Origin of the sequence: Streptomyces sp. NPDC007162, assembly GCF_040634175.1 — a bacterium.
Lineage (GTDB): Bacteria > Actinomycetota > Actinomycetes > Streptomycetales > Streptomycetaceae > Streptomyces.
Genome location: NZ_JBEYFC010000221.1, coordinates 1 through 13,783 on the forward strand (window position 1 = coordinate 1; position 13,783 = coordinate 13,783).

The window sequence follows — 13,783 nt, forward strand, 5'->3', positions numbered from 1 at the left end:
GGGCTCGGTCCCGGGGATTCCTCCCCGGGACCGAGCCCGTTCGGCATCCCCCGCAAAGTCGTCTTCTTACCTTTGCTTAGTCATTCGGGACGCGTCTTCTTACCAGTGCTTCGCGGTATCCGCTGAGTGGCTCTTACTGCGCGCCCGTACTGTCCGGCGTAACCCGCCGTACATCGTCCGGCAGTGTCCCTGCCATGTGAGCTGGGTCACTGAAGGAGCGTTCCTGGGCAACCGGTCGCGTCGATCAGCCATCTAGAACGTTGCGACTGAGTCGACACCGGGGGAACGCACCATTGACTAGGGGGAAACGTGACCGTCGTTGCGCAGCCTGATGTGACCGTCATCATCGGGGCGTACGAAGCGATGCCGTACCTCGTCGAGTGCCTGGCCTCCGTGGAGCGCCAGACCCTCGACCCGGCACGCATGGAGGTCATCGCCGTCGACGACGGATCGGCCGACGGCACGGGGGAGTGCCTGGAGGAGTTCGCGGCCCGCGCCGCCATGCCCGTGACCGTGATCCGCCAGAAGAACTCCGGCGGCCCCAGCGGTCCCCGCAACGTCGGCCTCGCCAAGGCCACCGGCCGCTACGTGTTCTTCCTGGACGCGGACGACCGACTCGGTGACGAGGCACTCGAGCGCATGGTCGCCATGGCGGACAAGAACGGCACCGATGTCGTCCTCGGCAAGGTCGAGGGAATCAACCGCAAACCCCCCACGTCGATGTGGGGCAAGACGCTCGACCGTACCGACGTGTTCTCCTCCAACATCAAGTTCACGCTCAGCGCCCAGAAACTCTTCCGCCGCGCACTGCTGGAACGGCACGGCATGCGCTTCGACGAGTCCCTGTGGACCGGTGAGGACGCGCTGTTCACCATGGAGGCCTATCTCCGCGCCAACGGCGTCTCCGTCGTCGCCGACTACCCCTGCTACTACCTGGTCGGCCGCGACGACGGAAAACACGTCACCAAGAGCGGCAGCTACACCCTGCGCTTCGACTCGGCGCGCGCCCTGATGAACCTGATCGCCGACATGGTCCCGGCAGGACCACGTCGCGACACACTCATGGTCCGGCCGTTCCTGGTCACCCTGCTTCCGCAGTTCGGCCCCAAATTCCTCAAGGACGACGAGGAGGTGCGGCGGCACAAGATGGAGTTGGCCGGGCCGCTGATGGACGCCCACTGGAACCCGGAAGTCGCCCGCCGGCTCAGGGTGCACGAACGGCTGAGACTTCACCTGGTCGCTGAACGGCGCCCCGATCTCCTCCCCGACGTCATCGAGTTCGTCCGCGCCAAGAAACAGGCCGATGCCGTGCTGGAGAAGCGCGGCACCGCCGTCTACCTGGCCTACCCGTACTTCCGCTCGACGGCGTCCGGTGTCCCCGATTGGATCTACCTCGCCGAACCCCGAGAGGCCCGCTCGGTCGAGGGCTACCGCGAGGACGCCGCCAACACCTTCCTGCGGCGCGCCATGCGCAAGGTCCGGCGCTCGCTGCCCGCACGGGGAGTCAAGGCCGCCGCGGCCTGACCGGGATACGGGCGCCAGACGCCCGGCACCTGCCGCCCTACTGGTCCGCCCCCAGCGCCCGGCGGATCGGCCGGCCCACGGCCCGCCGGGCCCGCCGGTACACCGACGCCGGCTGCGCGCCGGCGGACTTGATGCGTACCCCGGAACGCGCCAGTTCGTTCTGCAGGCGGGCGTTGTCCAGCGACAGCTCGTCGATCCGGGTGTGCAGCCAGCCGAACCGCGAGGTCAGCGAGGCCGGGTCCGCGTCGTTCCAGGGGCGGACACCCGCCGGGAACGCCAGAGAGTCCATCCGTTCCTCGAAGGCCGCCCCGCCGTCGCCGTGCGTGAACGTGTTCTGCAGCCCGTTCTTGTCCAGGAACCCGGTGAACCGCTCGAAACGCTCCCGATGACCACCGACCAGGCCGCCGAAATCAGCCTCCGCGTACAGTGCCGCCGGATCCGCCGAGGCAGGGTTCTTGACCGCCTGGTCCAGCCGCCGGTGCGGAATCTCGAAGTACCGGCACAGTTCCAGCGTCCGCGAGTCACCGCACAGCACGGTGGCCGGTGTGCCCGCGAGCAGCGCCGCGATGTTGCCGTGGATGCGCGAACCGAAGGAGAAGTCGAACGAACGCAGATCATTGATCCAGGTGACCGGGTCGACGTAGACCCGGACCTTGTCCTCCCGGTACATCGGATGGTCCGGGTGGGTCGGCATCGCGGTCACCGCGGCGTTCGGGTCCGACAGGTCGCGCCAGTGCAACTGGCGGGCGTCGCTGAGGTTCTGGCCGACGAAGCACAGGTTCGGGTAGAGCTCGTGGGTCCGCGTGATGATCTGGTCCAGTCCCTGTGTGCGTACGGCACTGTGCGAACCGTTGATCGCTATGCGGGACCGGGGCGTCAACTCCGGTGCCGTCTTGTGCACGGGCAGTCGATCGCCGTACATGAACAGCGAGGGGCAGCCGATGGTCTCGACGTCCTTGAAACCCATGTCCTTCAGGTACTGCTCGGTGAACTCGCCGCGCACGCCGATCGACGCGCTGCGCTCCAGCACCGCGGAGCAGAACTCCCGCACGGTCGGCTCCATGCGCCTCAGCCGTTCCGGGTTGTAACTGACACCGGTCTGCGCTCCCACCCCGAGGACGACGACCGGGATGCGCAACTTCGAGATCAGCCGGGTCATCCGCTTCAAGGAGCCCTCGAAGGACGGACGGAAGGCGTTGGCCAGCGGGATGACGAACGCGTCGTACTCGTCGTTGATGCGTCCGGCGGCGGAGACGTCGGAGGGGATGCCGTTCGAGACGACCTCGGTGTCCGGCGTCGTGAGGATCTTGTGCGCGGCGTCGCTGAAGATCAGGTTGCCCGAGTTGGTGGCGATGACGTCCCGGTGCAGGGCCTCCTCGAGGGTGACGACGTCGTAGGGGCTTTTGCCCGATCTGAGCAGGATGCGCTTCACGCTGCGAACTTTAGATGACACAAACTTCAAATTAACTTTGCGTTCTCTTCGATTTCTATAAGGAGTCAGGGCAACCTTTTTGCCATGAGCGGTCTGTGATCGACCGGTTACCCGGAGCCTGCTCGTGTCCCTGTCCGGAGGCTGGACGGAAGCGTTCCGCGCACATCCGCTTCGCGTAGATTGCTGTCGGACGCGAGGAAGTGGGGACGGGACGTGGCAAGGGCAAGGCAGGCCGTGAGTGAGGCTCGCAGGATTGTCGTCAAGGTGGGTTCCTCCTCGCTCACCACAGCCTCAGGCGGCCTGGACGCCGACCGCGTCGACGCGCTCGTCGACGTCCTCGCCAAGAGCCGCAGCGGCGGGGAGAGGGAGGTCGTCCTCGTCTCCTCCGGCGCCATCGCCGCGGGTCTCGCCCCGCTCGGCCTGCGCCGCCGCCCCCGGGACCTGGCCCGCCAGCAGGCCGCCGCCAGCGTCGGCCAGGGACTGCTCGTCGCCCGCTATACCGCTTCCTTCGCCCGCTACGGCGTCCGCGTCGGCCAAATCCTGCTCACCTCCGACGACATGAGCCGACGCGCCCACCACCGCAACGCCTCGCGCACCCTGGACAAACTGCTCGCGATGGGCGCCTTCCCGATCGTCAACGAGAACGACACCGTCGCCACCGACGAGATCCGCTTCGGCGACAACGACCGCCTCGCCGCCCTCGTCGCCCACCTCGTCCACGCCGACCTCCTGGTCCTCCTCTCCGACGTCGACGGCGTCTACGACGGCGACCCCAGCAGGCCGGGCACCTCGCGGATAGCGGAGGTGAAGGGACCGCAGGACCTCGCGGGCGTCGAGATCGGCAGCGCCGGGAAGGCCGGCGTCGGCACCGGCGGCATGGTCACCAAGGTGGAAGCCGCCCGGATCGCCGCGGCCGCCGGCATCCCCGTCGTCCTCACCAGCGCCGTGCATGCCGCCGAGGCACTCTCCGGCGGTGACACCGGCACCTACTTCCATCCCGCGGGCAAACGGTCCGCAGACCGCCTCCTGTGGCTTCAGCACGCCTCCACCCCGCAGGGCTCGCTCACCCTCGACGACGGCGCCGTGCGCGCGGTCGTCCAGGGCCGCAAGTCGCTGCTGCCCGCGGGGATCGCCGCCGTCGAAGGCGATTTCAGCGCCGGGGACCCGGTCGAACTGCGCAACACAGAGGGGCGCGCGGTGGCGCGCGGACTGGTCAGCTTCGACGCCAAGGAGATCCCCCAGCTGATCGGGCGATCGACCAGGGAGCTGGCACGCGAACTGGGCCCGGCGTACGAAAGGGAGGTCGTACACAGGGACGACCTGGTGATCCTGCACTCCTAAAAGCGGGCATAACGACGGCCCCCGGTGGGGGACGTTCCGTAAAACCGCCACACGAACCCTTGCGGCCTGCTCAACTTTGTCTCAGGAACACGTTCCGCACGAGCACAGCGAAGGAGGCCGTCGTGAGACGAGTGCGCCCTGGGGCTGCGGCCTCCCGCGGTGCTCTGACGAGCGTCGCGGCCGGGGACACCTACGAGGAGCCGAAGGACCTGCCCCGGCTGTGGCACGTCACCCTCAGCGTCTGCGGTGCCGAGGTCCCCCTGCCGGAACTGCGCCGCGGACTCGAACAACTGGCCCACGACCACCCGTTCCTGCTGACCAGCCGCTACGCCTGCGACCACGCCGAGATCCGCTACTGGGAAGAGGCCAGGGACCTCCACGACGCCGCCGCCGTCGCGCTGCGCCTGTGGGGCGAACACCGGCAGACCGCCGGACTGCCCGCCTGGGAGATTGTCGGCCTGGAGGTCATCGACCGGGCCACCTACCACCAGCGGATCGCCGAGGGCTACGGCCCGCCCCCGGCGACACCGGTCGGTATCCACCCGTTCTGACGCCGCCCCTGCCGCCGGCCGGTATTCACCCGTTCTGCACCACGTCTCGCGAGGTGGGATGACGCGTGAACGGCCGGCCGGGGCGCACTACCCTTCCTTCATGACCACGCTCTCGCCCTACGACGCCATGTCCCCGGTCACCCAGGCCGCCTACCGCGCCAAGGCTGCCGCCGCCGACCTCGCGCCGCTGCCGCGCGCGGTGAAGGACGACGCGCTGCTCGCCATCGCGGACGCACTGGAGGTCCGTACGAGCGAAGTCGTCGAGGCCAACGCCAAGGACATCGCCAAGGCCCGCGAGAACGGCATCAGCGAGGCCATCGTCGACCGCCTCACACTCACCCCCGAGCGGGTTCGCGCGATCGCCTCCGACGTCCGCGACGTGGCGAAGCTGCCCGACCCGGTCGGCGAGGTCGTCCGCGGCTCCACCCTCCCCAATGGCATCGACCTGCGCCAGGTCCGCGTCCCCCTCGGGGTCGTCGGCATCATCTACGAGGCCCGCCCGAACGTCACGGTCGACGCCGCCGCCCTCTGCCTGAAGTCCGGAAACGCCGTCCTGCTGCGCGGCTCCGCCTCCGCCTTCGAATCCAACACGGCCCTGGTGAGGGTCCTGCGGGACGCCGTCGGCGGCGCCGGGCTGCCCGCCGACGCCGTCCAGCTGGTGCCCGGCGAGAGTCGCGAGTCCGTCCACGAGCTGATGCGGGCCCGCGGCCTCGTCGACGTCCTCATCCCGCGCGGCGGGGCCTCCCTCATCCAGACCGTCGTCATGGAGTCCAAGGTCCCCGTCATCGAGACCGGCACCGGCAACTGCCACGTCTACGTCGACGCCCACGCCGACATCGACATGGCCATCGACATCCTGATCAACTCCAAGGCGCAGCGGGTCAGCGTCTGCAACGCCGCCGAGACACTCCTCGTCCACCAGGACATCGCCCCCGAGTTCCTGCCCCGCGCCCTGGACGCCCTCGCCGAGGCCGGTGTCACCGTCCACGCCGACGAACGCGTCCTGGCCTACGCCAAGGACTCCAAGGCGACCGTCGTCGAGGCCGTCCCGGAGGACTGGGAGACCGAGTACCTGTCGTACGACATCGCCGCCGCCGTCGTGGACTCCCTCGACAGGGCCGTCGAGCACATCCGGCTGTGGACCTCCGGGCACACCGAGGCCATCGTCACCACCTCGCAGCAGGCCGCCCGCCGCTTCACCCAGCTGGTCGACTCCACCACCGTCGCCGTGAACGCCTCCACCCGGTTCACCGACGGCGGCCAGTTCGGGTTCGGCGCCGAGATCGGCATCTCCACCCAGAAGCTGCACGCCCGTGGCCCCATGGGGCTGCCCGAGCTGACCAGCACCAAGTACATCGTCACCGGCGACGGCCACATCCGCCGCTGACGGCCGTACCGGCGCAGCCGCCGCCGACACCTGTACGGCTCCAACCGGGCGTCGTACGGCGTACTGGCGTGCGACGGGGCGTGCGGCGCCCGGCAACGGCGTGAGACGCCGGGGTGAGAGGCGTCTCACCGGGCCTATGAATTTCCATACCGTCTGCCCAAATTGACCCCCCAGGTCTACTCTGGATCCGTGCCGGAGGACGTGGGGGGCACGCCGTTCTCTGACGGCTGGGATCCCGACGACGACCATGACCACGGAATGTCGGACGACGAATTCGACACCGTGGTCTTCGACGAGGCCTTCGTGAAGGCGGCCGTGATCCACGAGCCGACCGCGGTCGAACGCCTCCTTGCCGCCGCCCAGGCCAGAGCCGAGGCCTCCGAGGCCGAGGCCCGCCGTGCCCACGGCAGAGGCGAGCGCTACGACGACGGCTACGGATCCGAATTCGGCTCCGCCGGCGATCTCGACGACCCCGACGACACCGATGTGCTCGAGGACCGGTACGGCGCCACCGGGACGTACGGCAAACACGTCCGCTGGCACCGTCCCGTCGCCTGGCTGCTCGCCCTCGTCATGGGCATAGGCATGGTCGCGCTCGCCTTCGCCGCGGTCTACCGCAGCGCCTCCTCGGGCGGCAACCGCGACCAGCTTCCCAGGCCCTCCTCCACCGGCCAGGAACAGGGCACCGCGGCGGCACCCTCGGTGTCCGCCGACTACTCCCAGCCCGCCCAGCAGGCGGTCTCGGCGATCCCGCGCACCCCCTGACGGGGGTTTGTCCTTCCTGGTGAGAACCTGTCAGAACTTGTCGCGCAGCGGCGCGTTTACCTGAGGCTCCCGAGACCTACTCTGAAAGTATGGGCGGGCCAGGAGACCCACCGGAGGGGACACCCGAGGGCGGCCCCGTGGGTGGGGAGGACGAGTACCGATCCGTCGTCTTCGACGAGTCGTTCGTCCGCGCTGCCCGCCTCCAGGAGTCCTCCGCACGCGAACGCATGGCCGACCACGCGCCCGCCGTCCGCCGCCGCCCGCCGCTGCGCCGGGGTCTCACCCGGCAGGCCGTGATTCTCTTCGTGCTGATCCTCGCCGCCTTCGGCACCGCGATCTACATGGGCGTCCGCCACCCCTACGGCACCCAGGAGGCCCAGCAGCCCGCCGAACCGCTGCGGATGACCTTCATCCCGCTCTCCCCGCAGGGCAGGGTGCCCGGTGCCGCCGACGCCGAGACCCTGTTCGCACACAGCCCCGCCGCACAGTACGAGATCGGCGCCGAGGGGATACCGCTGCCCGCCGCCCGCAGCACCGCGCACTTCTCCGACAGTCAGGTCGTCACCGCCCTGACCACGGTCAAGGACTACCTCGTCCGCTCCTCGCTCTACCCCGAGGTGCTCGACAGCAGCCAGGTGCGGCCCGCACGGGCGCTGCTCGACCCCGGCCAGCTCGACCAGTTCGACCAGAGCTTCGACCACCCCGCCGCGGACGGGCGGCACGCCCCCACCGGATGGCTGATCCGCTTCGACCCCGCCCGCGCCGAACTCGCCGACCCGAGGATCCGCGTCCAGGGCAACCTGTCGGCCACCGAGACCGACTCGGCCACCCTCGAGGTCTCCGCGGACCACACCTTCGTCTACGCGCTGCGCCCCACCGGCGCCCCGGCGGGCTCCCCGGTCTCCCTGTTCACCGTCCGCCGCGAGCTGACCTTCCGCTTCGACCGCGACGACCTGCGCCTGCACCAGACCCAGCTGGTCGTCTCCTACGTACAGGCGGGCCCCCTGTCCTGCGCCGAGGACGCCGCCGACCACCTGCATCCCCTCCTGGCCGGCGAGACGGCCAGGGCGGGCGGCCCGGCAGGCACGAACCCGTTCGCCACGGACAGCGCGACAGCCCTGTGCGGGACGCTGTCCGCCGCGGCGGAGCCGAAGGTCTAGGATCCCGAGCGGCCCGGACCCCGGGACCCGCTACTCCTCGTCCTGCGGGGGAGTGTCCTGCGGCGGTGCGTCCTTCGGCGGGGGCGCGCTCGTGAAGCCGTCGAAACCCCGCCTGACCCGGCCGCCGAGGCCGCCCGCCCCGCCCGCGATGTCCGTGACCAGCTTCATCAGCGGGTCCTTGGACGCCTTCACGTCACTCGCGTAGCTCGCCGCGGACTCCTTGAACGAGTCGCTGACCGAGGTGTCCTTGTCCGCGGTGCGCCGCGGATAGTGACCGTCCATGATCCGCTGGTAGTCGCGGGACTCGGCCCACTTCTTCAGCTCGGCCGCGCGGACCGTGGTGAACGGGTGCGAGCGCGGCAGCACATTGAGGATCTTCAGCACCGAGTCGCGCAGGTCGCCGCCCGCCTCGTACTCCTCGGCCTGCTGCAGGAACGCGTCCACGTTCATCTCGTGCAGGTGGTTGCCGCCCGCTATCTTCATCAGGCCCCGCATCGAAGCCCGTAGATCCTGCCCCACCAGCAGGCCCGCGCGGTCCGCGGACAACTCCGACTTGCGGAACCACTCCCGCAGCGCCGTCACGATCGCAAGGATCGCGAGATTGCCCAACGGGATCCAGGCGACCTTCACAGCGAGGCCGGTCAGGAACAACAGGACCGTCCGGTACACGGAGTGCCCGGACAGGGCGTGCCCCACCTCGTGGCCGACGACGGCCCGCATCTCCTCCTCGTCGAGGAGTTCGACGAGCCCCGTGGTCACCACGATGATCGGTTCGTCCAGGCCGATGCACATCGCGTTCGGCTGAGGATCCTGCGTGACGTACATCGGCGGGACCTTCTCCAGGTCCAGGATGTAACAGGCGTCCCGCAGCATGTCGTTCAGGTGGGCGAACTGCTGGTCGGAGACCCGCACCGAGTCGGACAGGAACAACAGCCGCAGGCTCCGCTCAGGAAGCAGCCCGCTGAGCGCCTTGAAGACCGTGTCGAAACCGCTCAGCTTCCGCAGCGCCACCAGCGCCGAACGGTCGGCCGGATGCTCGTACGCACGCGAGGAGATCCCGGCGAACCGCCTGCGCTGCCTGCTCGGCACCCGCTCGTGCCCCTGCCCGTTCTGCTCGTGGCCGTCGTCGGACATGTCATCCCCCATGCGCGTGAGTGTGTCCCGTGTGCCCCCGAGGCAGGGCCCAGCCTAGGCGGAGATACCTTGGACGGGCAGTACAGCCGAAGGAGTCCTCATGGAGCACCACCCCCCGGCCGCCTGGCTCACCCAGGCCGCGAGCGCCGCCCAGCATCAGGGCTCGGGCGATCTGCTCCGGGTCGTCCTCGTCGTCATGTTCGTCGGTTGCGCGCTGACCGCCTGGTTCCTGTTGCGCGGGTACAAACAGAAGGACGACTGAGCCGCCGGAATCGTTCCCCGCACGCGGGGACGCTCAGGTCGGCCCAACGGAGGAGTCGGCGTGATCGCCGCGACACCGCCCGCATACGATGGGCCGACGTCTTTATCCCGCCCACACGCGATAGGTCCTGCCGCAGATGATGAATCTCCACAGCGCCGCTGCCCAGTTGGTCACCGTTGCCGCCGAGGGCGAGGGAGGCGGCAACCACGACAGCCTCAACCCGCTCGTCACCGGTGGCAGCGCGTTCATCATCCTGCTGCTCCTGCTGTGGATCACCACCCGCTTCAACCGCGACCGCTGAGCGGGCCCACCGCACCCGGCACCCGTCCTCCGGACGGGGCCCACGGGCCGGGCCGGTAGGGTCTGCACGCATGGGAGAGCAGGACATGCCTACCGGTCCGGCGAACGACGTGACCGAGCACGCCGACGACACGGTGACAATCCCCCGGTACACACCGGCGGGCCTGGCGGACACCGGCAAGCGCCGCCTCGGCGTCATGGGCGGAACGTTCGACCCGATCCACCACGGGCACCTCGTGGCGGCCAGCGAGGTCGCCGCCCAGTTCCACCTGGACGAGGTGGTGTTCGTGCCCACCGGGCAACCGTGGCAGAAGACGCACCGCGCGGTCTCGCCCGCCGAGGACCGCTACCTGATGACGGTCATCGCCACCGCCGAGAACCCCCAGTTCTCCGTCAGCCGCATCGACATCGACCGCGGCGGCCCCACCTACACCGTCGACACCCTGCGCGACCTGCGCGCCCTCAACCCCGACACCGACCTCTTCTTCATCACCGGTGCCGACGCCCTCGGCCAGATCCTCACCTGGCGGGACTCGGAGGAACTCTTCTCCCTGGCGCACTTCATCGGCTGCACCCGGCCCGGCCACCACCTGACCGACCGCGGCCTTCCCGAGGGAGGTGTTTCGCTGGTGGAGGTTCCCGCGCTCGCCATCTCCTCCACAGACTGCCGTGCGAGAGTCGCCAAGGGCGACCCCATCTGGTACATGGTGCCGGACGGAGTCGTGCGCTACATCGACAAGCGCGAGCTGTACCGCGGCGAGTGAGCCGAGAGGGGCACCGGTGAACGACCGATACGACGCGGGCTACGGAAGCGACCAGTACGAACTCGTCGGCTACGACGAGTACGGGCAGCCGGTGTACCGCCCGATCACGGCGCAGCAACAGCCACAGCAGACCTACGACCCGTATGCCGGACAGGGCTACGGCTACGACCCGTACACCGACGCCGGACGGCAGACCGCCTCCCCGTACGACACCGGGCAGCACGTGCCGTCCTACGACACCGGGCAGCAGGCTCCCGTCCACGACACCGGGCAGCCGCCGCCGGCACCCGGGTACGACCCGTACAACGCCGCCGGCCAGACCGGCTACGACTCCTACGGGCAGACGGCCACCGGCGGCCGGCAGCCCCGCGTCGCCGAGCAGACCGCGCGCATCCCGCAGCAGGCCGACCCGGTCGACGAACCCGCCGAGCCCCGCCAGGGCGAGCGGGACTACCGCACCGAGCAGTTCGCGTTCGTCGAGGAGCCGGACGGCGACTCCGAGGACGTCATCGACTGGCTGAACTTCACGGAGAACCGCACCGAGCGCCGCGAGGAGGCCAAGCGGCGCGCCCGCAGCCGGACGATCGCCCTGGTCGTCGTCCTCGCCCTGGTCGCCGCCGGCGGCATCGGCTACCTCTGGTACGCCGGGAAACTCCCCGGCCTGTCCTCCTCCGCCGCCAAGGGCGGTACGACGACCTCCGCGGCCGCACAGAAACGCGACGTGGTCGTCGTCCACCTGCACAACACCGCAGGCGGCGGCACCTCGACCGCGCTGCTCGTCGACAACACCACCACCAAGCAGGGCAGCACCGTCCTGCTGCCCAATTCCCTGGCGCTGACCGACGACGACGGCACCACCACGACCCTCGCCAAGTCCGTCGACGACGACGGCTCCTCCGGCACCCGCGACCAGCTCGACACCGTCCTCGGCACCAACATCGAGGGCACCTGGCGCCTGGACACGCCCTACCTGCAGAACCTCGTCGAACTCGTCGGCAACATCGACATCGACACCAACACCGACGTCCCCGCCCCGGGTGCCAAGAAGAAGGGCGAGGAGCCCCTCGTCAGCAAGGGCAAGGACCAGACCCTGGGCGGCAAGGCCGCCGTCGCCTACGCCACCTATCGCGCCTCCGGTGAGGCCCAGGACGCCCAGCTGGAACGGTTCGGGCAGGTCATGCAGGGCGTCCTGCGCAAGCTGTCCTCCGACCCGTCGGCCGCCACGGTCACCGTGCAGACCCTGGCGCAGATCCTGGACCCCTCACTGACCGACAAGGACCTCGGCACCTTCCTCGCCAAACTCGCCGACCTCGCCAAGGGCGGCGACTACAAGACCGCCCTGCTGCCCGTCCAGAACGACGGCACCCTCAGTGCCCAGACCAGCTCCAGCGTCGTCAAGGACATCCTCGGCGGCACCGCCAAGAGCCCCAGCGCGGGCTCGGCCGTCCGCGTCTCCGTCCAGAACGCCACCGGCGTCAAGGACAACACCGAGAAGGCCCGCGTGGTCCTCGTCAACGGCGGCTACACCTTCCTGGAAGGCGGCACGGCCTCCGGCACCCGGACCACCTCCCAGGTGCTGTACTCCGGCGCCGCCGACAAGGAGAACGCCACCGAGGTCGCCAAGACCCTCGGCCTCGACGCGAAGGACGTGGCCAGGGGCACCGTCGGCTCGGGCGCCGATGTCTCGGTCGTCCTCGGCCAGGACTACAAACCGTCCTCCTCCTGAGGCAGCCACCCGTCGCACCCCACGTGACACGGTAATCACGTGGGGTGCGCCCGGCGGTCCGTGAGACCCTTGTGGTCAAACGACCGCCGACGGAAAGCCACGCAGTGACCGCCACCGACCGTTCCCTCGAGCTCATCACCACCGCCGCCCAGGCGGCCGCCGACAAGCTCGCCCACGACGTCATCGCCTACGACGTCAGCGACGTCCTGTCGATCACGGACGCCTTCCTGCTGGCCTCCGCACCCAACGACCGCCAGGTCAAGTCGATCGTCGACGAGATCGAGGAGCGTCTCCAGAAGGAGCTCGGCGCCAAGCCGGTGCGCCGCGAGGGAGACCGTGAGTCCCGCTGGATCCTGCTCGACTACGTCGACATCGTCGTCCACGTCCAGCACAGCGAGGAGCGGGTCTTCTACGCCCTGGAGCGGCTGTGGAAGGACTGCCCCGAGATCGACCTGCCCGCCGACGCCAAGGCGACCCGCGGCAAGGCCGCCGAGCACGCCAGGCTGCAGGCCGCCGCCGACGACGCCAGCGAGCCGGCCGGAGAGTGGTGATGAGCGCCACCGGCGAGGTCACCGACCGCAAGGGTCGCGGCCGCCGCATCATCCTGTGGCGGCACGGCCAGACCGCCTGGAACGTCGAGCGGCGCTTCCAGGGCTCCACCGATGTCGAGCTCACCGAGACCGGCATCGGCCAGGCCCGGCGCGCGGCCCGCCTGCTCGCCTCCCTGGGCCCCGACGCGATCGTCTCCTCCGACCTGAAACGGGCCTCCGACACGGCCGCCCAGCTCGCCGACCTCACCGGCCTCGACGTGGTTCGCGACGAGGCGCTGCGCGAGACCTACGCGGGCGTGTGGCAGGGCCTCACCCACGAGGAGATCATCGCCCGCCACGGCGACGAGTACGCCGCGTGGAAGCGCGGTGAGCCGGTCCGTCGCGGCGGCGGCGAACTGGAGACCGAGGTCGCCGACCGGGCCGCCCCCGTGGTGCTCAGGCATGCCGAGAAGCTGCCCGAGGACGGCACACTCGTGGTCGTCAGCCACGGCGGCACCATCCGCACCACCATCGGCCGTCTCCTCGGCCTGGACTCCCCGCACTGGGAGAGCCTCGGCGGCCTCACCAACTGCTGCTGGTCCGTGCTCGGCGAAGGCGCCCGCGGCTGGCGGCTGCTGGAGCACAACGCGGGCACCCTCCCTGAGCCCGTCCTCGGCGACGACGACTGACCGCCCAGGGGCCGTCGGCCGAGGATCCTCCGGCCGCCCGGGCCGTCCCGGACCCCGGATTTCACTTTCCGGCAGGTCGCAGGCTAAAGTTCTTCTTGTTCGCCCCGCCGAGCGGAAAGACGGGAAGAACGCAAGGGGCTATAGCTCAGTTGGTAGAGCGCCTGCATGGCATGCAGGAGGTCAGGAGTTCAATTCTCCTTAGCTCCACAGATCGACAC

14 protein-coding genes and 1 tRNA gene are annotated in these 13,783 nt (G+C 69.7%); 13 read left to right on the forward strand and 2 right to left on the reverse strand.

The genetic code is table 11. The features are described 5' to 3' along the window. The first annotated feature begins 363 nt into the window (after window positions 1–363). Entirely contained in the window at window positions 364–1,524 is a 1,161-nt protein-coding gene (locus ABZ646_RS24720; RefSeq protein ID WP_360522831.1) for a glycosyltransferase family 2 protein, read from the forward strand. 37 nt (window positions 1,525–1,561) lie between these two features. On the opposite strand, the gene ABZ646_RS24725 is transcribed toward ABZ646_RS24720, so the two are convergent. Continuing rightward, on the reverse strand, window positions 1,562–2,956 hold the full coding sequence (locus ABZ646_RS24725) for a polysaccharide pyruvyl transferase family protein (protein WP_360522804.1): 1,395 nt from the start codon (window positions 2,954–2,956) through the stop codon (window positions 1,562–1,564). Between the two features lie 234 nt (window positions 2,957–3,190). Between ABZ646_RS24725 and proB the strand changes: the two genes are divergently transcribed. The 5 genes from proB to ABZ646_RS24750 all read left to right on the forward strand — a co-directional run bounded on the left by proB (window position 3,191) and on the right by ABZ646_RS24750 (window position 8,160). Beyond that, window positions 3,191–4,297: a glutamate 5-kinase gene (proB, locus tag ABZ646_RS24730; RefSeq protein WP_360522807.1), complete on the forward strand. Its 1,107-nt coding sequence runs from the start codon at window positions 3,191–3,193 to the stop codon at window positions 4,295–4,297. Between the two features lie 122 nt (window positions 4,298–4,419). Next, the gene (locus tag ABZ646_RS24735; protein ID WP_046733220.1) at window positions 4,420–4,848 is read left to right on the forward strand and encodes a hypothetical protein; all 429 of its coding nucleotides are present in this window, start codon (window positions 4,420–4,422) and stop codon (window positions 4,846–4,848) included. 100 nt (window positions 4,849–4,948) lie between these two features. Beyond that, window positions 4,949–6,235, forward strand: a complete 1,287-nt coding sequence (locus tag ABZ646_RS24740; protein ID WP_360522810.1) for a glutamate-5-semialdehyde dehydrogenase — start codon at window positions 4,949–4,951, stop codon at window positions 6,233–6,235. A 162-nt stretch (window positions 6,236–6,397) separates the two neighbouring features. Then, window positions 6,398–7,000, forward strand: a complete 603-nt coding sequence (locus tag ABZ646_RS24745) for a hypothetical protein (RefSeq protein WP_360522813.1) — start codon at window positions 6,398–6,400, stop codon at window positions 6,998–7,000. 89 nt (window positions 7,001–7,089) lie between these two features. Continuing rightward, window positions 7,090–8,160: a hypothetical protein gene (locus tag ABZ646_RS24750; RefSeq protein WP_360522816.1), complete on the forward strand. Its 1,071-nt coding sequence runs from the start codon at window positions 7,090–7,092 to the stop codon at window positions 8,158–8,160. A 30-nt stretch (window positions 8,161–8,190) separates the two neighbouring features. Here the strand turns inward: ABZ646_RS24750 and ABZ646_RS24755 are convergent, their stop codons facing one another. Next, window positions 8,191–9,294, reverse strand: coding sequence for a M48 family metallopeptidase (locus tag ABZ646_RS24755; RefSeq protein ID WP_360522834.1), 1,104 nt, complete (start codon window positions 9,292–9,294; stop codon window positions 8,191–8,193). A gap of 100 nt (window positions 9,295–9,394) precedes the next feature. Between ABZ646_RS24755 and ABZ646_RS24760 the strand changes: the two genes are divergently transcribed. The 7 genes from ABZ646_RS24760 to ABZ646_RS24790 all read left to right on the forward strand — a co-directional run bounded on the left by ABZ646_RS24760 (window position 9,395) and on the right by ABZ646_RS24790 (window position 13,772). Next, window positions 9,395–9,556 (forward strand): hypothetical protein, encoded by a 162-nt coding sequence (locus ABZ646_RS24760; RefSeq protein WP_046733215.1) that lies wholly within the window; start codon window positions 9,395–9,397, stop codon window positions 9,554–9,556. A gap of 136 nt (window positions 9,557–9,692) precedes the next feature. Further along, on the forward strand, window positions 9,693–9,857 hold the full coding sequence (locus tag ABZ646_RS24765; RefSeq protein ID WP_360522837.1) for a hypothetical protein: 165 nt from the start codon (window positions 9,693–9,695) through the stop codon (window positions 9,855–9,857). A 70-nt stretch (window positions 9,858–9,927) separates the two neighbouring features. Then, a complete protein-coding gene (nadD, locus tag ABZ646_RS24770) occupies window positions 9,928–10,620 on the forward strand; it encodes a nicotinate-nucleotide adenylyltransferase (protein ID WP_360522819.1) in 693 nt (230 codons plus the stop codon). 16 nt (window positions 10,621–10,636) lie between these two features. Next, on the forward strand, window positions 10,637–12,346 hold the full coding sequence (locus ABZ646_RS24775) for an LCP family protein (RefSeq protein ID WP_360522822.1): 1,710 nt from the start codon (window positions 10,637–10,639) through the stop codon (window positions 12,344–12,346). Between the two features lie 104 nt (window positions 12,347–12,450). Further along, the gene (rsfS, locus tag ABZ646_RS24780) at window positions 12,451–12,897 is read left to right on the forward strand and encodes a ribosome silencing factor (protein ID WP_360522825.1); all 447 of its coding nucleotides are present in this window, start codon (window positions 12,451–12,453) and stop codon (window positions 12,895–12,897) included. Beyond that, entirely contained in the window at window positions 12,897–13,565 is a 669-nt protein-coding gene (locus ABZ646_RS24785) for a histidine phosphatase family protein (protein WP_360522828.1), read from the forward strand. The genes rsfS and ABZ646_RS24785 overlap by 1 nt, the downstream gene beginning before the upstream one ends. A 134-nt stretch (window positions 13,566–13,699) precedes the next feature. Then, window positions 13,700–13,772: transfer RNA gene (locus tag ABZ646_RS24790), tRNA-Ala, on the forward strand. Window positions 13,773–13,783 lie beyond the last annotated feature (11 nt).

Excerpts from the sequence above, each read along its gene's own strand:
- ABZ646_RS24720 (WP_360522831.1), top strand. The coding sequence starts at position 364 with ATGCCGTACCTCGTCGAGTGCCTGGCCTCCGTGGAGCGCCAGACCCTC.
- nadD (WP_360522819.1), top strand. The coding sequence starts at position 9,928 with ATGGGAGAGCAGGACATGCCTACCGGTCCGGCGAACGACGTGACCGAG.
- ABZ646_RS24750 (WP_360522816.1), top strand. The coding sequence starts at position 7,090 with ATGGGCGGGCCAGGAGACCCACCGGAGGGGACACCCGAGGGCGGCCCC.
- ABZ646_RS24755 (WP_360522834.1), bottom strand. The coding sequence starts at position 9,294 with ATGTCCGACGACGGCCACGAGCAGAACGGGCAGGGGCACGAGCGGGTG.
- ABZ646_RS24785 (WP_360522828.1), top strand. The coding sequence starts at position 12,897 with ATGAGCGCCACCGGCGAGGTCACCGACCGCAAGGGTCGCGGCCGCCGC.
- ABZ646_RS24740 (WP_360522810.1), top strand. The coding sequence starts at position 4,949 with ATGACCACGCTCTCGCCCTACGACGCCATGTCCCCGGTCACCCAGGCC.
- ABZ646_RS24765 (WP_360522837.1), top strand. The coding sequence starts at position 9,693 with ATGATGAATCTCCACAGCGCCGCTGCCCAGTTGGTCACCGTTGCCGCC.
- ABZ646_RS24760 (WP_046733215.1), top strand. The coding sequence starts at position 9,395 with ATGGAGCACCACCCCCCGGCCGCCTGGCTCACCCAGGCCGCGAGCGCC.